Here is a 26,145-nt window from a genome sequence, read left to right as displayed (position 1 = left end):
GGAGTGGAAACCATGGCCCCCGCCGCCATGCCCTTCGCCTCGTCGCTCGCCGACGCCCAGCCCGTCCCCTTCTGGCTGGACGACCCCGGCAGACCGGGCGCGCTTCCCGCCCTCACCGGCACCGAACGCTGCGACCTCCTCGTCGTCGGCGGCGGCTACAGCGGCCTGTGGACCGCGCTCCTCGCCAAGGAGCGCGACCCCGGGCGGGACGTCGTCCTGATCGAGGACCGGGAGGCGGGCTGGGCCGCCTCCGGGCGCAACGGCGGGTTCTGTGCCGCCTCCCTCACCCATGGCCTCGGCAACGGCTTCGCCCGCTGGCCGGACGAGCTCACGAAGCTGGAGGAGCTCGGGGCGCGCAACCTGGACGCGATCGAGGACACCGTCGCCCGCTACGGGATCGACTGCGACTTCGAGCGCACCGGCGAGATCGACGTGGCCACCGAGCCCCACCAGCTCGCCGAACTGCACGAACTGCACGAGGAGGCGACCCGGCTCGGCTTCGGCGGACTGGAGATGCTGGACCGGGACGCCGTGCGCGCCGAGGTCGACTCGCCGACCTTCCTCGGAGGTCTGTGGGACCGCGACGGCGTCGCCATGCTGCACCCCGCCAAGCTCGCCTGGGGACTCAAGCAGGCGTGCCTCGGCCTCGGTGTCCGCGTCTACGAGAACACCCGCGGGCTCGAACTCGCGGCCGGCGGACCGGGCATGGCCGTACGCACCCCGTACGGCCGTGTCCTGGCCCGGCGGGTCGCGCTCGGCACCAACGTGTTCCCTTCGCTGGTCAAGCGGGTGCGTCCGTACACCGTCCCGGTCTACGACTACGCCCTGATGACCGAACCGCTCAGCAGCGAACAGCTCGCCTCCGTGGGCTGGAAGCGCAGGCAGGGACTGGGAGACAGCGCCAACCAGTTCCACTACTTCCGCATCACCGCCGATCACCGCATCCTGTGGGGCGGTTACGACGCGGTCTATCCGTTCGGCGGCCGGCTCAGCCCCGAGCTGGATCACCGGCCCGAGACGTACCTGAGGCTGGCCGGGCACTTCTTCCGCTGCTTCCCGCAGCTGGAGGGGCTCCGGTTCAGCCATGCCTGGGGCGGGGCCATCGACACGTGCTCGCGGTTCGCCGCGTTCTTCGGCACCGCGCACCGCGGCAGGGTCGCCTACGCCGCCGGGTTCACCGGCCTCGGCGTCGGCGCGACCCGGTTCGGCGCCGATGTGATGCTCGACCTCCTGGGCGGCGAGCGCACCGAACGCACCGCGTTGACGATGGTGCGCAGCAAGCCGCTGCCGTTCCCGCCCGAGCCTTTCGCCTGGGCCGGCATCGGGCTCACCAAGTGGTCGCTGGCCAGGTCGGACGCCAACGGCGGGCGGCGCAATGTGTGGCTGCGGACGCTGGACCGGCTCGGTCTCGGGTTCGACAGCTGAGCCGCCGCGGCCTCTCGGGGTGACACGTGACCGAAGTCGCGTAGGCGAGGAGCCCCTTCGCGCTCGCGCGGAGAGCGTGCGACGGACGCCGACGCCGAACTCACCCGCGACGGCGGCTTCGAGGCCGGTCCGACCGGATGGAGCTGAGCACCAGCAGCACCGCGCCGAACAGGCACCAACTGCCCGCCACGTCCAGCGGCCAGTGGTAGCCGCGCAGCACGAGCCCGATGCCCGTCGCCACCGTGAGCACCGCGGCGACGGGCATCGGCCACCGGCGGCGTGTGTACGGGGCGAGGAGCAGTGCGGCGCCGCAGTAGGCGACCATCGCGGTCGCGGTGTGCCCCGACGGGTACCAGCCCGTGCCCGGCTCCAGCGGACCCGGGCGGGCGATCCACGCCTTGAGCGGGATGACCAGCGCGGGCACCGCCGCCATGGCGAACACGGTGGCCGACACGGGCCGCAACCGCCCGCCGCGCCACAGCGTCCACACGAGGGCGGCGGCGAGCACGGGCAGGGCGACGGGCATGCTGCCGAGGTCGGCGAGCGGTTCGGTCAGCGCGTCGGGGACGTCGCGGAAGACGGCGCGCCCGAGGCGTTCGTCCGCCCTCCGCAGCGGTCCGTGCGCGGCGACCTGCCAGGTGATCAGTGCGAAGAGCGTGCAGCACACCGCGAGCGCGGCGGCCCGCAGACGCCGAGAGGCCGGCCGCATCGGAACAGGGGGGGTGGTTCCGATGCGGCCGGCCGGACCGGTTCGCCGCGCGCCCCGGGGGGTTTGGGGCGGGCGGCCATCCGATCGGTGAGGAGTTCCGGAGCGTGAGGCTCCAGTGGTGTGCGCTGTGGCACGACCGGATCGGGGCTGGGGGGGCTCCGGCCCGGGGTCGCCCGCGGTTGCCCGCGAGCTGGGTGTTTCTCTCATCTGCAGAAACCGTACGGCAGAGGCCGGGGGGACCGACAGACGGATTCCCATCCCGCCATCGGCCCCCCACACTCTCTTCACAGAGCGGCTGCGTCGTCCCCGGTCAGATGCCTGCGAACGCCTGCTCGATGATGTCCAGGCCCTCGTTCAGGAGGTCCTCGCCGATGACCAGCGGAGGCAGGAAGCGCAGCACGTTGCCGTAGGTGCCGCAGGTGAGGACGATCAGGCCCTCGGCGTGGCACGCCTTGGCGAGCGCGCCGGCGGCCTCCGCGTTCGGCTCCTTGGTCGCCGGGTCCTTCACGAGCTCGATCGCGATCATGGCGCCGCGGCCGCGGATGTCGCCGATGATCTCGTACTTCTCCTGCATCGCGGCGAGGCGGCCCTTCATGACCTCCTCGATGCGCTTGGCCTTGCCGTTGAGGTCGAGCTCCTTCATCGTCTCGATGGAGCCGAGCGCACCGGCGCAGGCCACCGGGTTGCCGCCGTAGGTGCCGCCGAGGCCGCCCGCGTGCGGGGCGTCCATGATCTCGGCGCGGCCGGTGACGGCGGCGAGCGGCAGGCCGCCCGCGATGCCCTTGGCGGTGGTGATCAGGTCCGGGACGATGCCCTCGTCTTCGCAGGCGAACCACTGGCCGGTGCGGCAGAAGCCGGACTGGATCTCGTCGGCGACGAAGACGATGCCGTTGTCGTTGGCGAACTTCACGATCGCCGGCAGGAAGCCCTTGGCCGGCTCGATGAAGCCGCCCTCGCCGAGGACCGGCTCGATGATGATCGCGGCGACGTTCTCGGCGCCGACCTGCTTGGTGATCTGGTCGATGGCCTGGGCGGCGGCCTCGGGGCCGCAGTTCTCCGGGCCGGTGGGCCAGCGGTAGCCGTAGGCGACCGGGACGCGGTAGACCTCGGGGGCGAACGGGCCGAAGCCGTGCTTGTACGGCATGTTCTTGGCGGTCAGCGCCATCGTGAGGTTGGTGCGGCCGTGGTAGCCGTGGTCGAAGACGACGACGGCCTGGCGCTTGGTGTACGCGCGGGCGATCTTGACGGCGTTCTCGACGGCCTCGGCACCCGAGTTGAACAGCGCGGACTTCTTGGCGTGGTCGCCCGGGGTCAGCTCGGCGAGCGCCTCGCAGACCTCCACGTAGCCCTCGTACGGGGTGACCATGAAACAGGTGTGGGTGAAGTCGGCGAGCTGCGCGGAGGCGCGGCGCACCACGGCCTCGGCGGACGCGCCGACCGAGGTCACGGCGATGCCGGAGCCGAAGTCGATCAGGCGGTTGCCGTCGATGTCCTCGATGATCCCGCCGCCCGCACGGGCCGTGAAGACGGGCAGCACGGACCCCACACCGCCGGCGACCGTGGCCGTACGGCGGGCCTGAAGCTCCTGCGACTTCGGGCCGGGGATGGCGGTGACGACGCGGCGCTCCTGCGGGATTGCGGTCATGCGGGGCTCCTGGGGGTGTATCCGGACGCTTCTTGTCTTTCTCCGCAGGCTAGGGGCGAGGAGGGGATGCGGGCATGCGCCGTTCGGGAGTATTGGGGGTGTGTCGTTGTCCTCGACGGCCATAGGCCGGGGCGCGCGAGGGCCGGGGCGGCCCGGCTGCTCCCCCTGCGGGCGGATCGACTCCCGGCTCGCGCTGGACGCACGGGGGCGGGTGCTGCCCCCCGGTCCCGTGCGGAGGTGCACCCGGCCGGCCGCGGGCGCGGGTGCTGCCCGTGGCGGCTGTCGGTCTCCTGGTTGCGCTCGGCGGACGGGCCACGGCCCCAGCCTGCCGTGCGGCCCGGCGCCGGAGCGGCGCGTCACCCGGCGGGGCGGCGGCCCCGTACGGCGCCCGCGGGCACGACCACACCTGTGCGAGTCGCTGAACTACCCGCGCAGGGGCACTAGATTGACGGTGCACAGAGCGGGCCTGGCTGGTCAGGGGGCAGCGGTTCAATGGAATCCGAAGGCACATTCGACGCACGCGGCACACGCGCCAATCCCATGCCCCGTCCGGCCGGACCGCCGCCCGAGGCGCCCTCACCGCCCATGCCGCCGGGCACCCCCGCCGTGCCGGGGCACGCCCCCACGACCCGCCCCGCCGTGCTGGAGTGGCTGCGCACCCCGCGGCCCCAGGCCGAGCCCGGGGTGTGGCGGCTCGGGCACCGCCCGCGCCCTCAGGAGGAGCCCGAACTCGTCCCGGCCAGGCGCCTGTTCTCCGGCGCGCTCGTCTCGCTGCTCAGCGGCTGGCTGCTGTGGTCCCTGCTCTGGAACGGCTACCTCGGCCGCTACTGGCTGTGGCCCCTCCTCGTGCTCACCCCCGACTCCTGGCGCGCCGACGCCACCACCTGGGCCAACGCCAGCTACGTCTACTACGCCGTGGTCGGCGGCGGAATGCTGGTGTTCTTCGCCCGCGTCGGCCACGTGCCCGAGATCTGGCAGCGCTACGTCGTCCGCCGCCGCAAACCCGCCCGCCCGGCCCCGCCCACGCCCGAGGCCGACCTCGCCGACTGGCCCGAGCTGCGCGGCGCCGGGCTCTCCGACGCCGCCGCGCGCCTCGGCGAGGCCGCCCGTTCCGGGGCGCTCGGCGACGTCGACTACGCCCGCATCCGGCGCGCCTGGCAGGGCGTCCACGCCCGGCCCGAACGGCTCGCCGCCTTCGCGGACACCGTCCGCAGGCACGGGCCCGCCGCCTGCGCCCACCCCTCGGGCCTACGGGACCTGCCCGTACGCACCGCCACCCACGATCTGGTCACCGGCCAGGTCAAGATCGGCACTGTCGTCGACGACGCCCGCAATCCCTACGCCCGGCGCACCACCGGCGTGGCCCTGGAGCCCGCGCTGCTCGGGACCTCGCTGCTCGCCGTCGGTCCCTCGGGGTCCGGCAAGAGCGTGCGGCTCGTCCGGCCCGTCGTCGAGTCGCTGTGCCTGCTCGCGCTCGCCAATCGCGCCGCCGTCGTCGCCGTCACCGCCCACGGCTCCGCCGTCGCCCCGGACGGTGACTTCGACCTGGTCGTCTCCGTGGGCCGGCCCGGATCCACCCACGACCTCGATCTGTACGGCGGCGCCGACGACCCCGACGAGGCCGCCCGCATGCTCGCCGAGGCGCTCGTCGGCGATCTCGCGGCAGGCCTGACCGGCGGGGACAGCCGCCGCGCCGCCACCGCCCTCGCCCAGCTCATCGGTCCCTTCCAGTGCGTCCACGGCCGCTTCCCGGCGGTCCCGGAGCTGCGTGAACTCCTCGGCGGCGCGCCCGCGGCCCTGGACGGCCTGCGCTCGGCGCTGGAGGCCGCGGGAGAGGCCTCGCAGCTGCGCGAACTCGACGCCCGCGAACGGCAGTCGGCGCGCGGCGACGACATCGGCGTCCTGCTTGCCGAGCGGATCGCGTTCCTGGACCGGCCCGCCTTCGCGGACTTCTTCCGTACCGACGGCGACGGCCGGCAGTTCTCGCTGCGCTCGATCGAGCACCCGCTGCGGGTCCGTGTCGACCTTCCCGAGCGCGGCCACGCCGAGGCGTCCCGGATCATCGCGCGGCTGGTGCTGGCCCAGTTCACCGAGGCCGCGCTGACCCGCACCGACCGCTCGCTGTTCGCCTGCCTGGTCCTCGACGACGCCTCGTACACGGTCACCGGCGACTCGGTGCGCGCCGTGCAGCGGCTGCGCAGCGCCAACGCGGGCGTCGTCTTCGCGCTGCGGACGCTGGAGGACGTGCCGGAGCCGCTGCGCGGACCGCTGCTCGGCGCGGTCGGCTGCCGCATGGCGTTCGCCGGGCTCGCCCCCTGGGACGGCGGGCACTTCGCCGAGACCTGGGGCACCGAGTGGGTGCAGACCCGGGATATCACCAACCGGCAGATTGTCTCCGACGAACCGCTCACCAAGGCGCTGCACATGATCCGCCGCCTGGCCACCGGCAAGGCGGCTACGGCCGAGGCGGTGACCGTGCGCGAGGTAGAACGCCCTCGCTGGTCGGCGTCCGACCTGGCGCACGGGCTGCCCGCCGGCCACGCGGTACTGTCGCTGACCAGTGTCCGGGGAGAGCACGCACCGCCGCTCCTGGTCGACCTGCGGACCTGAGCGGATTCCCGGACTGCTACGCCCTGGCAGAATCGAGGTAGGCCGTTCGTACGGGACGGCGAAAACCACACCTCTGCTCGAAGGGCCCCAGGTCCATGCCGCCCACCCTCGCCTCGCTCGTCCAGCACTCGGCGCTCAAGCTCACCGTGCGCGCCGGTGAGGACCGCCTCGAGACGCCCGTGCGCTGGGCCCATGTCAGCGAGCTCGCCGACCCCGTGCCGTACCTGGAGGGCGGCGAGCTGCTGCTCGTCACCGCCATGACCCTGGACGCCGAGGACCCCGAGGCGATGCGGCGCTATGTGCGCAGGCTGGTCGCGGCGGGCGTGGTCGGCCTCGGCTTCGCGGTCGGCGTCAACTACGAGGACGTGCCCGACGCGCTGGTCGAGGCGGCGAAGGAGGAGCGGCTGCCGCTGCTCGCGGTGCCGCGCCGCACACCGTTCATCGCCATCTCCAAGGCGGTCTCGGCCGCGATCGCCGCCGACCAGTACCGGGCCGTGACCGCCGGCTTCGAGGCACAGCGCGAGATGACCCGTGCGGCGCTCGCCGAGGGGCCGGCCGCGGTCGTGGCCCGGCTCGCCGCGCACGTCGACGGATGGGCCGCCCTGTACGACGCCTCCGGCGCGGTCGTGGCCGCCGCCCCCGAGTGGGCGGCCCGCCGGGCCACCCGCTTCACGGGCGACGTGGAACGGCTGCGGGAGCGGTCCGCGCCCGCGAGCGCGGTCGTCGGCGGTGCGCAGGGCGACGACCGGGTCGAGCTGCAGTCCCTCGGCTCCGGCCGCCGTGTGCGCGGCGCGCTCGCCGTCGGCACCGGGGCGCCCCTCGGCACGGCCGAGCGCTACGCGGTCCACTCGGCCGTCGCCCTGCTCACGCTCGCCACGGAACGGTCCCGCTCGCTCCAGGCCGCGGAACAGCGCCTCGGCGCCGCGGTGCTGCGGATGCTGCTGGCCGGTCAGCCGGACCACGCCCGCGCAGTCGCGGGCGACCTGTACGGCGGGCTGCTCGACGCACCCTTCCGGCTGCTGATCGCCGAGCTCTCGGGAGAGCCGGACACCGACGCCGGCGGAGACCCGCTCGCCGCGTTCGCCGAATCACTGGAGTCGTCGGCGGCCCGGGCCGGCGAGGCGGTGCTCGTCGTGCCGGAAGGCGACGGCCGACTGGTGGTGCTGGCCGCGGACGGCGGCGCGGTGGTCGCCTCCTGCACGGCGGCGTACGCGGCCAAGGAGGCCGAGGACGCGGAGACCGTCGTCGGGCTCTCCGCGCCGACGGGGCCGATAGCGGCCGCCGGGGCGTACAAGCAGGCCGAGCAGGCGCTGTCGGTGGCCCGGCGGCGGGGCCGCGCGCTGGTCGAGCACGAGGAGCTCGCGGCCGGTTCGATCCTGCCACTGCTCGCGGACGACGCCGTGCGCGCCTTCGCCGACGGCATGCTGCGCGCCCTCCACGAGCACGACGCCACCGGCCGCGGCGACCTCGTCGCGTCGCTGCGCGCCTGGCTGTCCCGCCACGGCCAGTGGGACGCGGCGGCGGCGGACCTCGGCGTGCACCGCCACACGCTGCGCTACCGGATGCGCCGCGTCGAGGAGATCCTCGGCCGCTCCCTGGACGACCCGGACGTCCGGATGGAGCTGTGGCTGTCCCTGAAGACGACGTCGGCACCCGCGTCCGACTGACGTCGCCGCACATGTGCCCCGTGGCGCCCGGGACTTGGGCATCCCGACGGCACCGGCTGCGCAGGGCCGGCGCTCCGGGCCGGGTGACCACGCTCCGCCGTGCCCCCACGGCGCGCGTGGGCTGCCGGGCCGCGCCGCCCGCGCGCCCGTGCCGTCGGGGTGTCCAGAGAGGCGAAAACTCCACCGGTGACGGAAAACCCTCATCCGCAGCGAAGAATTTGCCGCCCGCCTGCCCGATCCCGGGCAGAATCATTGCAGTTCGCTCGGTGACTTCCTATCTTCCTGGCTTGTGATCGCGCGCGCCGGCCGACGGCAGGCCCGCGTACGGAGGAGACGAGGAGCATCGATGCCCCCACGCGTTACCGGCAAGGACGTGACCGTCGAGGGCGTCGAGCCCGCTGTTCCCCAGGGGCGGCGGATCAGCGGTGCCGTCTGGGCCGCCCTCGTCATCGTGTACGTCGTCTGGGGGTCCACCTACCTCGGCATCCGCGTCGCGGTCGAGACCATGCCGCCCTTCCTGTCGGCCGCCGCCCGGTTCGTCGTCGCGGGCATCGTCCTCGGCGCGCTCGTCGCCTGGCGCTACGGTCCCTCGGCGCTGAAGGTCACGCGGGCCCAGCTCGGCTCCGCCGCTCTCGTCGGCCTGCTGCTGCTCCTCGGCGGCAACGGGCTCGTCGTCCTCGCCGAGACCTCGGTGCCCTCCGGACTGACCGCCCTGCTCATCGCCGTCGTCCCCGCGTGGGTCGTCGTCCTGCGCAGGTCCTTCGGCGAACGTCCCGGCCCCGGCGCCTACCTCGGCGTGCTGCTGGGTCTCGCCGGACTCGCCGTCCTCACCCTGCCCGGGCTCAGCGGCGACGTGCGGATCGGCGGCGTGCTCACGGTGGTCGTCGCGACCGTCCTGTGGGCGGTCGGCTCGTTCTCCTCGTCGCGTATCCCGATGCCGGCCAACCCGTTCGCGGCCAGCGCGTACGAGATGGTCGCGGGCGGCCTCGGCTGCGCCGCCGTCGCCCTCTCCCGCGGCGAGCAGCACGGCTTCCGCCCGGAGGACGTGTCCGCCCGGTCCTGGACCGCCCTCGCCTACCTGATCGTCTTCGGTTCACTGATGGCGTTCACCGCGTACGCCTGGCTGCTGCACTCCGCTCCGCTGTCCCTCGTGGCGACGTACGCCTACGTCAACCCGGTCGTCGCCGTGCTGCTGGGCGCGCTCGTCCTGGACGAGCGGCTGTCCTGGCCGATCGCCGTCGGCGGGGCGGTCGTCGTGGCCGGTGTGTGCCTCATCGTCAGCACCGAACGGCGCCGCTGAAACCCGGCCTTCGGCCCACGTCTCGGCGACAGCGTCCCGCTCTCTCGCCAAAGCGTCGCAGATCACCCGGCGACCAGTACACCCCGGACAAACACATCCGCCGGTTCGCGGTCCTACGGTGGGCACAGACCAACGCCATCTACTTCGGAAGGGCCGGGACCCGGACATGACTTCCACCCACGCCTTCTGGCTCGCCGGCCGCCAGGCCACCGGCGAGGCAGCCTTCGACGTAACCTCCCCCTGGGACGGCCGGGTCGTCGGCCGGGTCTCCGTGCCCACCGAGGCGCAGGTCGAGGAGGCCGTCGCCGCGGCGCACGCCGTGATCGACGAGTTCGCCGCGACCCCGGCCCACGTACGCGCCGCGGCCCTGGACCACGTCTCGAAGCGCCTCGTCGAGCGCACCGAGGAGATCGCCCAGCTGATCTCTGCCGAGAACGGCAAGCCGATCAAGTGGGCACGCGGTGAGGTCGGCCGTGCCGTCTCCGTCTTCCGCTTCGCCGCCGAGGAGGCCCGCCGGTTCAACGGCGGCGAGGCCCAGCGGCTCGACACCGACGCCGGCGGCCAGGGCCGCCTCGCGCTCACCCGCCGCTTCCCCAAGGGCGTCGTCCTCGGCATCGCGCCGTTCAACTTCCCGCTGAACCTGTGCGCCCACAAGATCGCTCCGGCGATCGCGGTCGGCGCGCCGATCATCCTCAAGCCCGCCCCGGCCACCCCGCTGTCCGGGCTGATCCTCGGTGAGCTGCTCGCCGAGACCGACCTGCCCGCCGGCTCCTGGTCCGTGCTGACCGTCCCGAACGAGCAGATGCCCGCCCTCGTGAAGGACGAGCGCCTGCCGGTCATCTCCTTCACGGGCTCCGACAAGGTCGGCTACGCGATCATGGACTCGGTCCCGCGCAAGCACTGCACGCTGGAGCTCGGCGGCAACGGAGCGGCGGTCGTCCTCGCCGACTTCGCGAGCGAGCAGGACCTGGACTGGGCGGCGACCCGTATCGCCACCTTCTCCAACTACCAGGGCGGCCAGTCCTGCATCTCCGTGCAGCGCGTGATCGCCGACGCGTCCGTCTACGACCGGCTGCTGCCGAAGATCGTCGCAGCGGTCGAGGCCCAGGTCACCGGTGACCCGTCCGACTCGGCGACCGACGTCGGCCCGCTCGTCAGCGAGGACGCCGCCAAGCGCGTGGAGTCCTGGGTCGACGAGGCCGTCCAGGGCGGCGCGAAGCTGCTGACCGGCGGCAAGCGCGACGGCGCGAGCTACGCGCCCACCGTCCTCACCGATGTCCCCGCCGACGTCACCCTCGCCTGCGAGGAGGTCTTCGGCCCCGTCCTGACGGTGACGAAGGTCGACGGCGAGGACGAGGCGTTCGCCGCCGTCAACGACTCCAAGTACGGCCTGCAGGCAGGCGTGTTCACGCACGACCTGCAGACCGCCTTCCGCGCCCACCGCGCTCTGGAGGTCGGCGGCGTGATCGTCGGCGACGTCCCGTCCTACCGCGCCGACCAGATGCCCTACGGCGGCGCGAAGCAGTCCGGCGTCGGCCGCGAGGGCGTGGCCTTCGCGATGGACGACTACACGTACGAGCGAGTGCTGGTCCTCACGGGCCTGGCCCTCTAGTACGTCACCGAACCAACGGCCGGAGCCCACTGTGCGGGGGCTCCGGCCGTTGTCCGTGCCGGGCGCCGGTTCCCGGACGGCGGCGGACACGTGGGCCGCAACTGCCCCTGTGCGGGCGTCCCTCGCTGCATCCCTCACGGCAGCGCGGACCCGGCGGACCGCCCCCGGAGCGGCGTCCTCCAGGCCGTGGTCCTCGCCCACGCCACCGGCCTGGTCACTTCCCGCCCGGGCTGAGCGGGCCGCGGTGCTGTATAAGCGCCGAGCGCGGCCCACAGGGCGCGCGAAGTCTGGTGAGAGTCGGCCGGATCGGGTAGAGACTCACAAGTAGCACCGACCGGTAGTTCCCCACGGATTCGAGTGATTCCAGGACTCCACCACACCGCGGCGAGGTGACTTCCTTCATGTCCGCACCGACCAAGCCCAAAGTCTCCGAGCGTGAAGCCCGCCAGGTCGCCGAGGCGGCGCGCGAGCAGGACTGGCGGAAGCCCAGCTTCGCCAAGGAACTGTTCCTCGGCCGCTTCCGGCTGGATCTCATCCACCCCCACCCCCTGCCGGCCACGGAGGACGCGCAGCGCGGCGAGGAGTTCCTCGCCAAACTCCGCGACTTCTGCGAGACGAAGGTCGACGGCGCGCAGATCGAGCGCGACGCCAGGATCCCCGACGCGGTGATCGACGGCCTCAAGGAGCTCGGCGCCCTCGGGATGAAGATCGACACCAAGTACGGCGGCCTCGGACTCACCCAGGTGTACTACAACAAGGCCCTGGCCCTGGCCGGCTCGGCGAGCCCGGCGATCGGAGCGCTGCTCTCCGCCCATCAGTCGATCGGCGTACCCCAGCCGCTGAAACTTTTCGGCACGCAGGAGCAGAAGGACACCTTCCTCCCGCGGCTGGCCCGCACCGACATCTCCGCGTTCCTGCTCACCGAGCCGGACGTCGGCTCCGACCCGGCGCGCCTGGCCACCATCGCCGTCCCCGACGGGGACGACTACATCCTCGACGGGGTCAAGCTCTGGACGACCAACGGCGTCGTCGCCGACCTCCTCGTCGTCATGGCACGGGTGCCGAGGAGCGAGGGACACAAGGGCGGCATCACCGCGTTCGTCGTCGAGTCGAGCTCGCCCGGCATCACCGTCGAGAACCGCAACGCCTTCATGGGCCTGCGTGGCCTCGAGAACGGCGTCACCCGCTTCCACCAGGTCCGCGTCCCGGCGGCGAACCGCATCGGCCCCGAGGGCTCCGGCCTCAAGATCGCCCTGACCACCCTCAACACCGGCCGGCTCTCCCTGCCCGCGATGTGCGCCGGCGCGGGCAAGTGGTGCCTGAAGATCGCCCGCGAGTGGACCTCCGTCCGCGAGCAGTGGGGCAAGCCGGTCGCCCACCACGAGGCCGTCGGCGCCAAGGTCTCCTTCATCGCCGCGACCACCTTCGCCCTCGAAGCCGTCCTCGACCTGGCCAGCCAGATGGCGGACGAGAACCGCAACGACATCCGCATCGAGGCCGCCCTCGCCAAGCTGTACGGCTCCGAGATGGCCTGGCTGATGGCGGACGAACTGGTCCAGATCCGCGGCGGCCGCGGCTTCGAGACCGCCGACTCCCTCGCCGCCCGCGGCGAACGGGCCGTCCCCGCCGAGCAGTTGCTGCGCGACCTGCGCATCAACCGCATCTTCGAGGGATCGACGGAGATCATGCACCTGCTGATCGCCCGCGAGGCGGTCGACGCCCACCTCGCGGTCGCCGGCGACATCATCGACCCCGACAAGTCCCTCGGCGACAAGGCCAGGGCCGGGGCGCACGCCACCGCCTTCTACGCCCGCTGGCTGCCCAAGCTGGTCGCGGGCCCGGGCCAGCTCCCGCGCTCGTACGCCGAGTTCCACCCGCGCGGCCACGCGGACCTGTCGGCCCATCTGCGCTACGTCGAACGGGCCGCGCGCAAGCTCGCCCGGTCCACGTTCTACGCCATGTCCCGGTGGCAGGGCCGGATGGAGACCAAACAGGGCTTCCTCGGCCGCATCGTCGACATCGGCGCCGAACTGTTCGCGATGAGTGCCTCCTGCGTACGGGCGGAGCTGCTGCGGACCACCGGCGACCACGGCCGCGAGGCGTACCAGCTCGCCGACGCCTTCTGCCGGCAGTCCCGCATCCGCGTCGAGGAGCTCTTCGGCCGGCTCTGGAACAACACCGACGACCTGGACCGCACGGTGGTCAAGGGCGTCCTGGCCGGCACGTACACCTGGCTGGAGGAGGGCGTCATCGACGCGAGCGACGACGGCCCCTGGATCGCGGACGCCACTCCCGGCCCCTCCCGGCGGGAGAACGTGCACCGGCCGATCCGCTGAGCGGCACCGGGGTGCGGCCGGACGTCGTCGGCCGCACCCCGCGCCCGCCCTTGCAGGGCGCGGGAAGGTGGCGCGCGGTGCCCCGGTGACTCACAATCGACCTTCGGTCACGGTCAACAGGGGAACGGGGCACGGATGTTCGGGGCGGGACACGTCAACGGCGGCGACCGGCACACCCGCGGGCTGCCGCGGCTCCGCGGCTTCGCGCTGGCGGGACTGATGGCCGTCACGGCCGGGTGCGGCAGCGGCGGCGGTGACGGCGGCTCGGATACGGCGGACAGGAACGGCGCCGGCCGGTCCGCCTCCGCCTCCGCCTCCGCCTCCGCACAGCCCGCCGGCGGCAGCGTGCCCACCGAGGCCGCCCTGAAGGCCGTCGCCTTCGCGGACGGCGAGCGGATCGGCCCGTACACCGCGAGCGAGACCGACGGGGCCCCGCTCGGCGAGGACTACACCGCCGATCCGGCCCGGTGCGGGCCTCTCGTCAGCCTCGCCCGGGGCGCGACCGCGCACGACCCGGCCGCCGAGGTCCACCGCGAGGTCGACGTCGCGGACGAGGTGGCCGGCATCGGCGTCCTGGTGCAGCTGCGCTCCTACGCGGGGGACGGGGCCTCTGCCGTGATGAAGGACCTCTCCGCCGCGGGCGACGCCTGCGCCGGCGGCTACACCGAGGTGCGGGCCATCGCGCGCGCCCGGGTGCTGAAGGCCGAACCTGTCGAGGCGCCCGCCATCGGCGACGAGGCCGAGGCGTTCCGCTTCACCGTCCTCGACGTGAAGGGCGAGCTGAAGCTGTACGAGTACCTGACCGTCGTCCGCTCCGGTGCGGTCACGCTCTCCTTCCGTGCCGACTTCCTCGGCACGAAGGACATCGGGGCCGTGCCCCGGGAGATCGTCGACGCCCAGTGGAAGAAGTTCTCGGCCGCCCACGGAAGCGGCGCGTAGTTCCACCAGCCGAGGAGGCGCACGGGGACGCCCTGTCCGGGCGCACGGGCCGAACGGCCACAATGGGGGGATGAGCGACAGCCCATCACCCCTCGCCGACCCGCATCTGATCTTCGACGCCTCTCAGGGGCGCCGGGACATCGTCGTCCTCGGCTCGACCGGGTCCATCGGCACGCAGGCCATCGACCTGGTCCTGCGCAACCCCGACCGTTTCCGCGTCACCGCGCTGTCCGCCGCCGGCGGACGGGTCGGCCTGCTCGCCGAGCAGGCGCACCGGCTGCGCGTCGAGACCGTCGCCGTGGCCCGCGAGGACGTCGTTCCCGCGCTGCGCGAGGCGCTGGCGGCCCAGTACGGCACCGAGCCCCTGCCGACGATCCTGGCCGGCCCGGACGCGGCCACCGAACTCGCCGCCTCGCCGTGCCACACGGTGCTCAACGGCATCACGGGCTCCATCGGTCTGGCGCCCACCCTCGCCGCACTCGAGGCCGGCCGCACGCTCGCACTGGCCAACAAGGAGTCGCTCATCGTCGGCGGGCCCCTCGTCAAGGCGGTCGCCAAGCCGGGCCAGATCATCCCGGTCGACTCGGAGCACGCCGCACTGTTCCAGGCGCTGGCCTGCGGTACCCGCGCCGACGTGCGCAAGCTCGTGGTCACCGCGTCCGGCGGCCCTTTCCGGGGCCGCACGAAGGCGGAGCTCGCAAGCGTCAGGCCCGAGGACGCCCTCGCACACCCCACCTGGGCCATGGGCCCGGTGATCACGGTCAACAGCGCGACGCTCGTCAACAAGGGCCTCGAGGTCATCGAGGCCCACCTCCTCTACGACATCCCCTTCGACCGCATCGAGGTCGTCGTCCACCCGCAGTCGTACGTCCACTCGATGGTGGAGTTCTCCGACGGCTCGACGCTCGCCCAGGCCACCCCGCCGGACATGCGCGGCCCGATCGCGATCGGCATCGGCTGGCCCGAGCGCGTCCCCGACGCGGCGCCCGCGTTCGACTGGTCCACGGCGTCGACCTGGGAGTTCTTCCCTCTCGACAACGAGGCGTTCCCGTCCGTGGGACTCGCCCGGCACGTGGGGGAGCTGGGCGGCACGGCCCCGGCGGTGTTCAATGCGGCGAACGAGGAGTGCGTCGAGGCGTTCCTCGCCGGACGGCTGCCGTTCAACGGCATCATGGATACGGTCACCCATGTGGTCGCCGAGCACGGGACACCCGCGGCGGGAACCTCGCTCACCGTGACGGACGTCCTCGAAGCGGACGCCTGGGCCCGGGCGAGGGCCCGTGAGACGGCGGCGACGTACACACACAGCGGCGAAGAACGGCCTGCGGAGGCTCGCGCATGACGATGGTGTTGACGGTTCTCGGCATAGTGCTGTTCGGCGTGGGGCTGCTGTTCTCCATCGCGTGGCACGAGCTGGGCCATCTGTCGACGGCGAAGCTGTTCGGCATCCGGGTGCCGCAGTACATGGTCGGCTTCGGCCCGACCCTGTTCTCCCGGCACAAGGGGGAGACCGAGTACGGCATCAAGGCCATCCCGATGGGCGGCTACATCCGCATGATCGGGATGTTCCCGCCCGGGGACGACGGCCGGATCGAGGCCCGCTCCACGTCCCCGTGGCGCGGAATGATCGAGGACGCCCGCACCGCCGCGTACGAGGAGCTGCAACCCGGCGACGAGACACGGCTGTTCTACACGCGCAAGCCGTGGAAGCGCGTCATCGTGATGTTCGCGGGGCCGTTCATGAACCTCGTGCTCGCGGTGGCGATCTTCGTCGGCGTGATGATGACCTTCGGCACGCCGACGCAGACCACGGAGGTGGCGGGCGTCCAGAAGTGCGTCATCGAGCAGAGCGAGAAGCGCGACACGTGCGCAAAGGGCGACCCCGACTCGCCCGCCGCGCTCGCGGGGCTCAAGGAGGGCGACAGGATCGTCGCCTTCGACGGAGAGCGCATCGACGACTGGCCCACGCTCTCCGAGCGCATCCGCGACACGATCGGCCCGGCCGAGATCACCGTGGAGCGCGACGGCCGGGAGCAGGTGCTCCAGGCGACGCTCATCGAGAACATGGTGGTCAAGAAGGACGAGGACGGCGAGGTCGTCTCCGGCTACGAGCCCGCGGGCTACCTCGGCTTCGCCGCCAGGACCGAGATCCTGCCGCTGTCGTTCGGCGAGTCCGTCGACCGCATGGGCGGCATGATCGAGAACGGCGCCGAGTCGATCATCGCCCTGCCCTCCAAGGTCCCGGACCTGTGGGACGCGGCCTTCGGCGACGGAGAGCGCAAGGACGACTCCCCGGTGGGCGTGGTCGGCGCGGCCCGGCTCAGCGGCGAGGTCCTCAACCTCGACATGCCGACGACCAACATCGTCGCCACGTTCCTGATGCTGCTCGCCGGCTTCAACCTCTCGCTGTTCCTGTTCAACATGCTGCCGCTGCTGCCCCTCGACGGCGGACACATCGCGGGCGCCCTGTGGGAGTCCGTGCGGCGGGGGATCGCCAAGCTGTTCCGGCGCCCGGACCCGGGGCCGTTCGACGTGGCGAAGCTGATGCCCGTCGCCTATGTGGTGGCCGGAATCTTCATCTGCTTCACCCTGCTCGTGCTGGTCGCCGACATCGTGAACCCGGTGAGGATCAGCTGACGGAAAGGTGAGGGGATCATCCCCGCGGCGGCCGGACACCCTGCGTGTCCGGCCGTCCTCTTTGGGTGGACTCCGGGCGGCGGATGTGCCCGGCCGAACGCCAGTGCCGTAATCTCGGGTGCTGGAGCCCGCCGATCTCGGGACCTCGATCCATACCTTGGGGTTGCACAGCAGATGACTGCAATTTCTCTCGGAATTCCGTCCGTTCCGACGAAGCTCGCCGACCGGAGGGTCAGCCGGAAGATCCAGGTCGGTTCCGTCGCGGTCGGCGGCGACGCACCCGTCTCGGTGCAGTCCATGACGACGACCCGGACCTCCGACATCGGCGCGACGCTGCAGCAGATCGCCGAGCTGACGGCGTCGGGCTGCCAGATCGTCCGGGTCGCGTGCCCCACGCAGGACGACGCGGACGCCCTCGCGACCATCGCCAAGAAGTCGCAGATCCCGGTCATCGCCGACATCCACTTCCAGCCGAAGTACGTCTTCGCGGCGATCGACGCCGGCTGCGCGGCGGTGCGGGTCAACCCGGGCAACATCAAGCAGTTCGACGACAAGGTCAGGGAGATCGCGAAGGCGGCGGGGGAGACGGGCACCCCCATCCGCATCGGCGTCAACGCGGGCTCGCTGGACCGCCGCCTGCTGGAGAAGTACGGCAAGGCGACCCCCGAGGCGCTCGTCGAGTCCGCTCTGTGGGAGGCATCGCTCTTCGAGGAGCACGGTTTCCGCGACATCAAGATCTCGGTCAAGCACAACGACCCGGTCGTGATGGTCAACGCCTACCGCCAGCTCGCCGCCCAGTGCGACTACCCGCTGCACCTCGGCGTCACCGAGGCCGGCCCCGCCTTCCAGGGCACGATCAAGTCCGCGGTCGCGTTCGGCGCGCTGCTGTCGGAGGGCATCGGCGACACCATCCGCGTCTCCCTCTCCGCCCCGCCGGCGGAGGAGGTCAAGGTCGGCATCCAGATCCTGGAGTCGCTGAACCTGCGCCAGCGCCGCCTGGAGATCGTCTCCTGCCCGTCCTGCGGCCGCGCCCAGGTCGACGTCTACAAGCTGGCGGACGAGGTCTCGGCGGGCCTCGAGGGCATGGAGGTCCCCCTGCGCGTCGCCGTCATGGGCTGCGTGGTGAACGGTCCCGGCGAGGCCCGTGAGGCCGACCTCGGTGTCGCCTCCGGCAACGGCAAGGGCCAGATCTTCGTCAAGGGCGAGGTCATCAAGACCGTGCCCGAGTCGAAGATCGTCGAGACGCTGATCGACGAGGCGATGAAGATCGCCGAGCAGATGGAGAAGGACGGCGTCGCCTCCGGCGAGCCCCAGATCTCCGTCGCCGGCTGACGCGTCCACGCGTCCGAAGGCCCCGCTCCCGCCGGGACGCGGGGCCTCGCGCCGTCCTGGCCCGTCCCCGGAACCCGCCCGCGCAGGCCGGTCCGTTTCCCCGAACCGGACACGACGCCGAAGCGGCAGGTACAGTGCCAGGATCAGCAAACCGCATGGTGAGGCCCTTGTGTTGACGCAGACCACCACCCGGGTCCTCGACCCCGGCGAACTCGGCGCAGCGCTCGCCATCCTCGAGAGCGATCCCGTGACGAATGCTTTCGTCACTGCCCGGGTCCAGGTAGCCGGTCTCGATCCCTGGCGCCTCGGCGGCGAGATGTGGGGCTGGTACGCGGACGGGCAGCTGCGCTCCCTCTGCTACTCCGGCGCCAACCTCGTCCCGGTCTGCGCCACGCCCGAAGCCGTGCGCGCCTTCGCCGACCGGGCCCGCAGGACCGGACGCCGCTGCTCGTCCATCGTGGGCCCCGCCGAACCAGCCGCCGCGCTGTGGCGCCTGCTCGAACCGAGCTGGGGCCCCGCCAGGGACGTACGCGCCCACCAGCCGCTGATGGTCACCGAGACGGTCCCCGACGACATCGAGCCCGACCCGTACGTCCGCCGCATCCGCAAGGACGAGATGGACGTGATCATGCCGGCGTGCGTGGCGATGTTCACCGAGGAGGTCGGCGTCTCCCCGCTCGCCGGTGACGGCGGCCTGCTCTACCAGGCCCGCGTCGCCGAACTCGTCAGCACGGGACGGGCTTTCGCGCGCATCGAGGACGGCAAGGTCGTCTTCAAGGCCGAGATCGGCGCCGCGACCGCCAAGGCCTGCCAGATCCAGGGCGTCTGGGTCGCGCCGGAATACCGCGGACGCGGACTGTCCGAGACGGGCATGGCGGCCGTCCTGCGCTACGCCCTCGCGGATGTCTCGCCGATCGTGAGCCTGTACGTCAACGACTACAACACCGCCGCCCGGGCGGCCTACCGCAGGGTCGGCTTCCGCGAGGTCGGCGCCTTCATGAGCGTGCTGTTCTGAACGGCGTGCGCGGCCAGTAGGGTGCGGCCATGGCAGCAGATCCCGGCGTCGTCATCGGCCCGCTCGACCTGACGGCACGGGTCGACGAGGCACTCGCCGTCCAGGCACTGGCCTTCGGGCTCAGCGACGAAGAGATCGACATCCGCCGCTACATCGTGCTGCGGCATCTGACCAGCCCGGGCGCGCACGCCCTCGGCGCCACCACCGCGGACGACCGGCTCGTCGGCTTCGTCTACGGCATGCCGAACGACCGCAGCCACTGGTGGTCCACCGTCGTCGAGCCGTACCTGCGCCGCAACGGCAGCGAGGACTGGCTCGACGACGCCTTCGTCATCACCGAACTGCACGTCCACCCGGGCTTCCAGGCCCGCGGGATCGGCCGCGCGCTGATCACCACCCTCACGGACGGAGCCGACCAGCCGCGCTCCATCCTGTCCGCCATCGACACCGAGAGCCCCGCCCGCCGCCTCTACCGCAGGCTCGGCTACCGGGACCTCGCCGAACGCGTCCTGTTCCCGAGCGCGCCCAGTCCGTACGTGGTGATGGGCGCCCCGCTGCCGCTGCTGCGCGGCAACTGATTTCCGCCTGTCGGTGCCGCCCGGCTAACCTCCTGCACATCACACGTTCCGAGCAGGAGTTCACCATGGCCCAGGTCCAGCGCATGTCCCGTCTGATGATCAAGACACTGCGCGACGACCCGGCGGACGCCGAGACGCTCAGCCACAAGCTCCTCGTCCGTGCCGGTTACGTCCGCCGCAACGCCGCGGGCATCTGGTCCTGGCTGCCCCTCGGCAAGCGCGTCCTGGAGAACGTCGCCCGCGTCGTGCGCGAGGAGATGGACGCCATCGGCGCCCAGGAGGTCCTGCTGCCGGCCGTGCTGCCCAAGGAGCCGTACGAGGCGACGGGCCGCTGGGAGGAGTACGGCGCCGAACTGTTCCGCCTCAAGGACCGCAAGGGCGCCGACTACCTCCTCGGCCCCACCCACGAGGAGATCTTCACCCAGCTGGTCAAGGACCAGTGCACGTCCTACAAGGACCTGCCGGTGATCCTCTACCAGATCCAGACGAAGTACCGCGACGAGGCGCGTCCCCGCTCGGGCATCCTGCGCGGCCGCGAGTTCCAGATGAAGGACTCGTACTCCTTCGACACCTCCGACGAGGGCCTCGCCGAGTCCTACGCCCTGCACCGCGAGGCGTACGTGAAGATCTTCGAGCGGCTCGGCCTGGAGCACAAGATCGTCTCCGCGGTCTCGGGAGCGATGGGCGGCTCGGCGTCCGAGGAGTTCCTCGCACCCGCCGCGGCCGGTGAGGACACCTTCGTCTACTGCCCGTCCTGCGACTACGCCGCCAACACCGAGGCCGTCACCTTCGTGCCGGCGCCCGCCGACGGTTCGGACCACGGCCCGGTCGAGGAGCTGGACACCCCCGACACCCCGACGATCGAGACGCTCGCCGAGTACCTGGGCGTCCCGGCGTCGGCCACCCTCAAGAACCTCCTCGTCAAGGTCGACGGCGAGATCGTCGCGGTCGGCGTCCCCGGCGACCGCGAGGTCGACCTCGGCAAGCTCGGCGACCACCTGGCGCCCGCGACCGTCGAGCTGGTCACCGCCGACGACTTCGTGGGCCGCCCGGACCTGGTCCGCGGCTACGTCGGCCCGCAGGGCCTGGAGAAGGTCCGCTACATCGCCGACCCGCGCGTCGCGCCCGGCACCGCCTGGATCACCGGGGCGAACAAGCACGGCTTCCACGCGAAGAACGTCGTCGCCGGCCGCGACTTCGAGGTCGACGAGTACCTGGACGTCGTCGTGGTCGAGGAGGGCGACCCCTGCCCGAAGTGCTCCGCCGGCCTGAAGCTGGACCGCGCGATCGAGATCGGTCACATCTTCCAGCTGGGCCGCAAGTACGCCGACGCCTTCCAGCTCGACGTGCTCGGCCAGAACGGCAAGCCGGTCCGCGTGACCATGGGCTCGTACGGCATCGGCGTCTCGCGCGCGGTGGCGGCGCTCGCCGAGCAGACGGCCGACGAGCAGGGCCTGTGCTGGCCCCGCGAGATCGCGCCCGCCGACGTGCACGTCGTCGCCGCCGGCAAGGCACTGCAGACGGAGCTGGCCCTGGACGTCGCCCAGCAGCTGGGCGACGCCGGCCTGCGCGTGCTGGTCGACGACCGGGCGGGCGTGTCGCCGGGCGTGAAGTTCACGGACGCGGAGCTGATCGGCGTCCCGAAGATCCTCGTGGCGGGCCGCCGTGCCGGCGAGGGCGTGGTGGAACTGAAGGACCGCCGCACGGGCGAGCGCGAGGAACTCCCGGTCGCGGAAGCGGTGGCGCGCCTGCGGGCGTGACGCGTGTCCCGGGGGCTTCTGCCCCCGGGGCCTCCGCCTGCGGGGCGTTTGTGCGCGGCGTGTCGGTTGGGCTGCGCCGCAAGCCCGGCGCTTCGATCGCCGACGGGGTCTCCCTGCGACGTGGCGCGCCCATTGGGGCTGCGCCGCGAGCCCTGCATCTCTGTCGCGGGCGGGGCTGGATGTGCCGCCGCAAGTCCCGCCCTTCGATCGCGGGCGGGGCTCCGTGCGCGCGGCGCGTCGGTTGGGCTGCGCCGCAAGCCCGGCGCTTCGATCGCCGGCGGGGCTCCGTGCGACGCAGCGCCGCCCGTTGGGGTTGCGCGCAAGCTCCGCGCTTCGATCGCCGACGGGCGTCTTGTGCGCGGCGCGTCGGTTGGGGCTGCGCCGCGAGCCCTGCCTCTGCAGCGGGCAGGGCTCTGTGCGACGCAGCGCGCCCGTCGGGGCTGCGTCGCAAGCCCCCGCGCCTCTGTCGCGGGCGGGGCTGGATGTGCCCCGGCGTCTCCGTGGGGGCTCCGCCCCCGGCCCCTCGCCTCAATCGCCGGCGAGGCCGGATTTCGCTGCGCGACATCAGCCCGTCCGGGGGCCGGGGCGGAGCCCCGGTTTCGGGGAAGGGCGGGGTGGTGGGAAGCCGCCGCCGCTACAACCAGCTCGCGAACTCCAGCGCCAGCTCACCCTCCGCCCGGCGGCCCGACGCCACCGCGCGGGTGCCCGACTCGACCGCGCGGAACAGCGTCCAGCCCCGCAGCCGGTCTCGGTCCACCTCCAGCGAGTCCGCCAGCCTGTTCACCCGGCGACGGGCCGACGACGCCCCCGCGGCCGTGGCCACCAGGTCCTCGACCCGGTCGCGGACCAGGCGCGCCAGGTCGTAGGCGCGTTCGCCCACCACCGGCTCCGGCCCCACCGCGAGCCACGGCACCCGGTCACCCGCCAGCACCTTGCCCTGACGGAAGTTGCCGTGCAGCAGCAGGAGTTCGGGCGCCGACGCCACCAGTTCCTCACGCACCGCGAGCGCCGCCGCGACCAGCGGCTCGTCGCCCGCGCGCGCCCGCATCGCCTCCGCCTGCCACTCCGTGCGCTCCGCCACCGTCTCGAAACCGTGTCCCGCGGGCGGCTCGACCCACAGCCGCCGAACCGTTCCGGCAGCCTCCAGCAGCGCCTTCGCCTCGGGCAGGGACCGCAGGGAGACATCGGGCTGCAGCCGCTCCATGAGCAGGCCGTCCCCGGCCTCGTCCAGCAGGCGCACCGCTCCCCACCCGTTCCAGTGCTCCAGCGCCGCCCGCTCCAGCGCCGGCGCGGCGGCGGGCGGGGCCAGCTTCAGCGCGGCGGGCGTGTCGTCGGAACGGCGCACGAGAAGGACGAGACCGCTCCGGCCGCCCGGCACCACCACCCGTTCGACGTCCAGCTTCCGCCGGTCCACCGCCTCCTGGGCGGTCCGGTGCAGGCCCGCGAGCCACTCGTCGTTCTCCCCGAGTGCCCGGACCAGCCGCTGCGGCGGTTCGAGAGCCATACGTGGTGCGTTCCCTTTCCAGTTCAGCCGATTGCAGGCGAGGTCAGCCGCTTCGGCCGGCGGCCCGCTCGGCGAGCCCAGGAAAGGCTACGCCGCTGCCGCGCCAGCGCACGGCACGGACCGCCGCCTCGCGCAGCGCCGCCGCGGCCTCCAGCCGCAGCGGTCCGTCCGCCGCCCGCACGAGGTCGGAGCACACGCCCGCGACCCGCTCCTCCAGTTCGGCCGCGAGCCGGACCGCCGCCGCGGAGTCCGGCACGGCGAAGGGCAGGGCGTAGGCGGCCGCGGCGGCGACCGGTTCGGCGCCGAGGTCGCCTGCCGTGCGCGTGAGCGCGTCCCGGCGGGCCCGGTGCGCCGCATGGGCGGCGGCGGCCTCGTGGGCGCGGTCGTCGTCGATGCGGCCGCCGACGACCCCGTAGCCGTAGACCGCCGCGTGCTCCGCCGCGAGCGCGGCCTGTACGGCGTCCACCGCGCTCATCGCGCGTCCCCCTTCGTCAGCAAGTACGCATGGGCCGCTCCGGCGGCGGCGACCGAGGCCAGCAGCCGGGCGAGCTCCGGTTCCGCGTCCGTCAGTGACGCCGTGTGCGCGTCGGACGTGCGCCGCTCGGCCGCGGCGAGCGCCTTGAGAGCGGAGGCGGGATCGTCCGGGGTCGGCCCGCCGGCCACGACGGACCCGGTCCCCGAGGGCGACGGCGACACCGGCGCGGCGGGCGCCGGCTTCCGGTCGGCGAGGGCCGCCACATGCGCGGCCACGTCCGCGCGCAGCGGCGTCAGCCGCCCGGCGAGCGCGGGATGGCGGGCGATCACGGCGTCGTACTCGTCCAACAGAGCCTGGCTCCGGGCCGCGAGCCGCCGGCGCAGGGCCTTCTCGGCCTGTGCCGGATCGGCGGCGCGGGGGCGGGGAGGCCGCTCCTGGGCCGCATCGCCCGAACAGCCGGTCACCATCGCGGCGGCGGCCGCACCCGTCGCCAGCAGCGCACGTCGCCGCGTCGTCCCGGTGCGCCCCACGCCTGTCTCCTCGGCCCTCTTGGTGATCATCGCCGCAGGCGAGCGTACCGGTGGGTCCGGCGCCCGTGGACGGCAACACCCTCCGGGACCGGATACCCTTTCCTTCGACACGCGACGATCCCACAACAGCACACGCGGCCGAGGAGTCACCCGGATGAGCACCACCCAGAGCGAGCGGCTGCGCGGGCTGCTGGAGCCGCTCGTCACCGCCGCCGGCCTGGATCTGGAAGAGATCGAGGTCTCCCGGGCCGGCCGGCGCCGCACACTGAGGATCATCGTCGACTCCGACGACGGCGTGGAACTGGACGCCTGCGCCGAGCTGAGCCGCTCCCTCTCCGAGAAGCTCGACGAGACGGACGCGATGGGCGAGGGCGAGTACGTCCTCGAAGTCAGCTCTCCCGGCGCCGACCGCCCCCTGACACAGCACCGCCACTACGTGCGCGCCACCGGCCGCCTGGTCAAGCTGCAGCTGCACGAAGCCGGGGAACTGGTCGCCCGCATCCTCACCGTGGACGACGAAGGACTCGACCTCGAGATCCCGGGCGTGAAGGGGCGCAAGCCCACCGCCCGCCGGGTCGCGTTCGACGAGATCGCCAAGGCGCGCGTCGAGATCGAGTTCAGCCGCAAGGACAAGCAGGACGTGAAGGACGAGAAGGAAGAGGAGGCGTAGCCGTGGACATCGACGTGAAGCTCCTGAGGGGCTTGGCACAGGAGAAGGAGATCGCCTTCGACCTGCTGGTCGAGGCCATCGAATCGGCCCTCCTCATCGCGTACCACCGCACCGAGGGCAGCCGCAGGCACGCCCGTGTGGTGCTCAGCCGGGACACCGGCCATGTGACGGTGTGGGCGAAGGAGGACCCGTCCGATCTGGAGGAGGGCCAGGAGCCCAAGGAGTTCGACGACACCCCGTCGGACTTCGGCCGGATCGCCGCGAGCACCGCCCGCCAGGTCATCCAGCAGCGGCTGCGGGACGCGGAGAACGACGTCACCTTCGGCGAGTACGCCCGCCGTGAGGGCGATGTCGTCGCGGGCCAGGTGCAGCAGGGCAAGGACCCGAAGAACGTCCTCGTCAAGCTGGACGACAAGCTCGAGGCGATCCTGCCCGTGCAGGAGCAGGTGCCGGGCGAGGAGTACACCCACGGCCTGCGCCTGCGCACCTACGTGGTCCGGGTGGCCAAGGGTGTGCGCGGCCCGTCCGTGACGCTGTCGCGCACCCACCCCAACCTGGTGAAGAAGCTGTTCGCGCTGGAGGTCCCGGAGATCGCCGACGGCAGCGTCGAGATCGCGGCGATCGCCCGTGAGGCCGGTCACCGCACCAAGATCGCGGTCCGCTCCACCCGCTCCGGTCTGAACGCCAAGGGCGCCTGCATCGGCCCGATGGGCGGCCGGGTGCGCAATGTGATGGCCGAGCTGCACGGCGAGAAGATCGACATCGTGGACTGGTCGGACGACCCGGCCGAGATGGTGGCGAACGCGCTGTCGCCCGCCCGGGTGAGCAAGGTGGAGATCGTCGACCTCGGCGCCCGCTCCGCCCGCGTCACCGTTCCGGACTACCAGCTGTCGCTGGCGATCGGCAAGGAAGGGCAGAACGCCCGCCTCGCCGCGCGCCTGACCGGCTGGCGCATCGACATCCGCCCCGACACGGAGCACACCGCCGACCAGGGCTGAGGAATCAATCGGCGTGGGGCCCCGTTGGCATGAGTCGGGGGTCACGCGGATCAGGACAACATCCGTTCGATTTTTGCCCCAAAGGGGTGAGGTCGGTGCGGGGAGGTAGACTGAAGCGTGTCTGGCCGGACGCATGCCCGCGTGTGCCCTGAGCGAACCTGTGTGGGATGCCGGGAGCGAGCGGCCAAGAGCGATCTGCTGCGCATCGTGGTGATCGAGGACGAGTGCGTCCCCGATGATCGCGGTACGCTGCCCGGCCGGGGTGCGTACGTGCACCCCGCCTTGGTCTGTCTCGACCTGGCGGTTCGCCGCCGGGCGTTCCCGAGGGCCTTCCGGGTCAAGGGACCGCTTGAGACCGCCGACGTCCGGCGGTATGTCGAGCAGGCAGCACCGTAAGAAGAAA

At 72.6% G+C, this 26,145-nt stretch carries 21 protein-coding genes; 16 read left to right on the top strand and 5 right to left on the bottom strand.

The window, feature by feature from the left end; genetic code table 11:
* The first annotated feature begins 12 nt into the window (after positions 1-12).
* On the top strand, positions 13-1,425 hold the full coding sequence (locus QFZ82_RS12125) for an FAD-binding oxidoreductase (protein WP_307713187.1): 1,413 nt from the start codon (positions 13-15) through the stop codon (positions 1,423-1,425).
* A gap of 100 nt (positions 1,426-1,525) precedes the next feature.
* On the opposite strand, the gene QFZ82_RS12120 is transcribed toward QFZ82_RS12125, so the two are convergent.
* Both QFZ82_RS12120 and gabT read right to left on the bottom strand, forming a co-directional pair.
* Positions 1,526-2,341 (bottom strand): phosphatase PAP2 family protein, encoded by an 816-nt coding sequence (locus tag QFZ82_RS12120; RefSeq protein ID WP_307713186.1) that lies wholly within the window; start codon positions 2,339-2,341, stop codon positions 1,526-1,528.
* Positions 2,342-2,444: 103 nt separating this feature from the next.
* The gene (gabT, locus tag QFZ82_RS12115; RefSeq protein WP_307713185.1) at positions 2,445-3,779 is read right to left on the bottom strand and encodes a 4-aminobutyrate--2-oxoglutarate transaminase; all 1,335 of its coding nucleotides are present in this window, start codon (positions 3,777-3,779) and stop codon (positions 2,445-2,447) included.
* 492 nt (positions 3,780-4,271) lie between these two features.
* Between gabT and QFZ82_RS12110 the strand changes: the two genes are divergently transcribed.
* From QFZ82_RS12110 to QFZ82_RS12055, 12 genes are all read left to right on the top strand, one after another.
* A complete protein-coding gene (locus QFZ82_RS12110) occupies positions 4,272-6,389 on the top strand; it encodes an ATP-binding protein (RefSeq protein ID WP_307713184.1) in 2,118 nt (705 codons plus the stop codon).
* A gap of 95 nt (positions 6,390-6,484) precedes the next feature.
* Entirely contained in the window at positions 6,485-8,056 is a 1,572-nt protein-coding gene (locus QFZ82_RS12105; protein WP_307713183.1) for a PucR family transcriptional regulator, read from the top strand.
* Positions 8,057-8,402: 346 nt separating this feature from the next.
* A complete protein-coding gene (locus QFZ82_RS12100; RefSeq protein ID WP_307713182.1) occupies positions 8,403-9,356 on the top strand; it encodes an EamA family transporter in 954 nt (317 codons plus the stop codon).
* Between the two features lie 166 nt (positions 9,357-9,522).
* Positions 9,523-10,968 carry an aldehyde dehydrogenase family protein gene (locus tag QFZ82_RS12095; protein ID WP_307713181.1) on the top strand — a complete coding sequence of 482 codons (1,446 nt, stop codon included), beginning with the start codon at positions 9,523-9,525 and terminating at the stop codon, positions 10,966-10,968.
* Positions 10,969-11,369: 401 nt separating this feature from the next.
* Entirely contained in the window at positions 11,370-13,304 is a 1,935-nt protein-coding gene (locus tag QFZ82_RS12090; RefSeq protein ID WP_307713180.1) for an acyl-CoA dehydrogenase family protein, read from the top strand.
* Positions 13,305-13,439: 135 nt separating this feature from the next.
* The gene (locus tag QFZ82_RS12085; RefSeq protein WP_307713179.1) at positions 13,440-14,243 is read left to right on the top strand and encodes a hypothetical protein; all 804 of its coding nucleotides are present in this window, start codon (positions 13,440-13,442) and stop codon (positions 14,241-14,243) included.
* A gap of 70 nt (positions 14,244-14,313) precedes the next feature.
* Entirely contained in the window at positions 14,314-15,585 is a 1,272-nt protein-coding gene (gene dxr / locus QFZ82_RS12080) for a 1-deoxy-D-xylulose-5-phosphate reductoisomerase (RefSeq protein WP_307713178.1), read from the top strand.
* Positions 15,582-16,880: an RIP metalloprotease gene (locus tag QFZ82_RS12075; RefSeq protein WP_307713177.1), complete on the top strand. Its 1,299-nt coding sequence runs from the start codon at positions 15,582-15,584 to the stop codon at positions 16,878-16,880. The genes dxr and QFZ82_RS12075 overlap by 4 nt, the downstream gene beginning before the upstream one ends.
* Positions 16,881-17,054: 174 nt before the next feature.
* The gene (ispG, locus tag QFZ82_RS12070; protein ID WP_307713176.1) at positions 17,055-18,212 is read left to right on the top strand and encodes a flavodoxin-dependent (E)-4-hydroxy-3-methylbut-2-enyl-diphosphate synthase; all 1,158 of its coding nucleotides are present in this window, start codon (positions 17,055-17,057) and stop codon (positions 18,210-18,212) included.
* Between the two features lie 169 nt (positions 18,213-18,381).
* A complete protein-coding gene (locus tag QFZ82_RS12065) occupies positions 18,382-19,227 on the top strand; it encodes a GNAT family N-acetyltransferase (protein ID WP_307713175.1) in 846 nt (281 codons plus the stop codon).
* Between the two features lie 29 nt (positions 19,228-19,256).
* Positions 19,257-19,805: a GNAT family N-acetyltransferase gene (locus QFZ82_RS12060; RefSeq protein WP_307713174.1), complete on the top strand. Its 549-nt coding sequence runs from the start codon at positions 19,257-19,259 to the stop codon at positions 19,803-19,805.
* A gap of 65 nt (positions 19,806-19,870) precedes the next feature.
* A complete protein-coding gene (locus QFZ82_RS12055) occupies positions 19,871-21,565 on the top strand; it encodes a proline--tRNA ligase (protein ID WP_307713173.1) in 1,695 nt (564 codons plus the stop codon).
* A 634-nt stretch (positions 21,566-22,199) separates the two neighbouring features.
* Here the strand turns inward: QFZ82_RS12055 and QFZ82_RS12050 are convergent.
* Genes QFZ82_RS12050 through QFZ82_RS12040 form a run of 3 tightly spaced genes read right to left on the bottom strand, consistent with a single transcriptional unit; the run spans position 22,200 to position 24,104 of the window.
* Positions 22,200-23,069 carry an aminoglycoside phosphotransferase family protein gene (locus tag QFZ82_RS12050; RefSeq protein ID WP_307713172.1) on the bottom strand — a complete coding sequence of 290 codons (870 nt, stop codon included), beginning with the start codon at positions 23,067-23,069 and terminating at the stop codon, positions 22,200-22,202.
* Between the two features lie 43 nt (positions 23,070-23,112).
* A complete protein-coding gene (locus QFZ82_RS12045; RefSeq protein WP_307713171.1) occupies positions 23,113-23,544 on the bottom strand; it encodes a DUF4439 domain-containing protein in 432 nt (143 codons plus the stop codon).
* Positions 23,541-24,104, bottom strand: a complete 564-nt coding sequence (locus QFZ82_RS12040; RefSeq protein WP_307713170.1) for a hypothetical protein — start codon at positions 24,102-24,104, stop codon at positions 23,541-23,543. The genes QFZ82_RS12045 and QFZ82_RS12040 overlap by 4 nt, the downstream gene beginning before the upstream one ends.
* A gap of 124 nt (positions 24,105-24,228) precedes the next feature.
* On the opposite strand from QFZ82_RS12040, the gene rimP reads away from it, so the two are divergent.
* The 3 genes from rimP (at position 24,229) to QFZ82_RS12025 (ending at position 26,138) form a co-directional block, all read left to right on the top strand.
* Positions 24,229-24,744 (top strand): ribosome maturation factor RimP, encoded by a 516-nt coding sequence (gene rimP, locus QFZ82_RS12035; RefSeq protein ID WP_307713169.1) that lies wholly within the window; start codon positions 24,229-24,231, stop codon positions 24,742-24,744.
* A gap of 2 nt (positions 24,745-24,746) precedes the next feature.
* Complete coding sequence (gene nusA / locus QFZ82_RS12030) at positions 24,747-25,742, top strand: transcription termination factor NusA (RefSeq protein ID WP_307713168.1); 996 nt, start codon at positions 24,747-24,749, stop codon at positions 25,740-25,742.
* Positions 25,743-25,859: 117 nt separating this feature from the next.
* A complete protein-coding gene (locus tag QFZ82_RS12025) occupies positions 25,860-26,138 on the top strand; it encodes a YlxR family protein (protein ID WP_307713167.1) in 279 nt (92 codons plus the stop codon).
* Positions 26,139-26,145: the final 7 nt, after the last annotated feature.

Origin of the sequence: Streptomyces sp. V4I23 (assembly GCF_030817975.1) — a bacterium.
Lineage (GTDB): Bacteria > Actinomycetota > Actinomycetes > Streptomycetales > Streptomycetaceae > Streptomyces.
The sequence above is the reverse complement of the archived record's forward strand: the minus strand, read 5'-3'. Positions and strand labels throughout refer to the sequence as shown.

What these genes read in the sequence shown, in the direction of transcription:
- QFZ82_RS12125 (WP_307713187.1), top strand. Translation starts at nt 13, where the DNA reads ATGGCCCCCGCCGCCATGCCCTTCGCCTCGTCGCTCGCCGACGCCCAG.
- QFZ82_RS12120 (WP_307713186.1), bottom strand. Translation starts at nt 2,341, where the DNA reads ATGAGAGAAACACCCAGCTCGCGGGCAACCGCGGGCGACCCCGGGCCG.
- gabT (WP_307713185.1), bottom strand. Translation starts at nt 3,779, where the DNA reads ATGACCGCAATCCCGCAGGAGCGCCGCGTCGTCACCGCCATCCCCGGC.
- QFZ82_RS12110 (WP_307713184.1), top strand. Translation starts at nt 4,272, where the DNA reads ATGGAATCCGAAGGCACATTCGACGCACGCGGCACACGCGCCAATCCC.
- QFZ82_RS12105 (WP_307713183.1), top strand. Translation starts at nt 6,485, where the DNA reads ATGCCGCCCACCCTCGCCTCGCTCGTCCAGCACTCGGCGCTCAAGCTC.
- QFZ82_RS12100 (WP_307713182.1), top strand. Translation starts at nt 8,403, where the DNA reads ATGCCCCCACGCGTTACCGGCAAGGACGTGACCGTCGAGGGCGTCGAG.
- QFZ82_RS12095 (WP_307713181.1), top strand. Translation starts at nt 9,523, where the DNA reads ATGACTTCCACCCACGCCTTCTGGCTCGCCGGCCGCCAGGCCACCGGC.
- QFZ82_RS12090 (WP_307713180.1), top strand. Translation starts at nt 11,370, where the DNA reads ATGTCCGCACCGACCAAGCCCAAAGTCTCCGAGCGTGAAGCCCGCCAG.
- QFZ82_RS12085 (WP_307713179.1), top strand. Translation starts at nt 13,440, where the DNA reads ATGTTCGGGGCGGGACACGTCAACGGCGGCGACCGGCACACCCGCGGG.
- dxr (WP_307713178.1), top strand. Translation starts at nt 14,314, where the DNA reads ATGAGCGACAGCCCATCACCCCTCGCCGACCCGCATCTGATCTTCGAC.
- QFZ82_RS12075 (WP_307713177.1), top strand. Translation starts at nt 15,582, where the DNA reads ATGACGATGGTGTTGACGGTTCTCGGCATAGTGCTGTTCGGCGTGGGG.
- ispG (WP_307713176.1), top strand. Translation starts at nt 17,055, where the DNA reads ATGACTGCAATTTCTCTCGGAATTCCGTCCGTTCCGACGAAGCTCGCC.
- QFZ82_RS12060 (WP_307713174.1), top strand. Translation starts at nt 19,257, where the DNA reads ATGGCAGCAGATCCCGGCGTCGTCATCGGCCCGCTCGACCTGACGGCA.
- QFZ82_RS12055 (WP_307713173.1), top strand. Translation starts at nt 19,871, where the DNA reads ATGGCCCAGGTCCAGCGCATGTCCCGTCTGATGATCAAGACACTGCGC.
- QFZ82_RS12050 (WP_307713172.1), bottom strand. Translation starts at nt 23,069, where the DNA reads ATGGCTCTCGAACCGCCGCAGCGGCTGGTCCGGGCACTCGGGGAGAAC.
- QFZ82_RS12045 (WP_307713171.1), bottom strand. Translation starts at nt 23,544, where the DNA reads ATGAGCGCGGTGGACGCCGTACAGGCCGCGCTCGCGGCGGAGCACGCG.
- QFZ82_RS12040 (WP_307713170.1), bottom strand. Translation starts at nt 24,104, where the DNA reads ATGATCACCAAGAGGGCCGAGGAGACAGGCGTGGGGCGCACCGGGACG.
- rimP (WP_307713169.1), top strand. Translation starts at nt 24,229, where the DNA reads ATGAGCACCACCCAGAGCGAGCGGCTGCGCGGGCTGCTGGAGCCGCTC.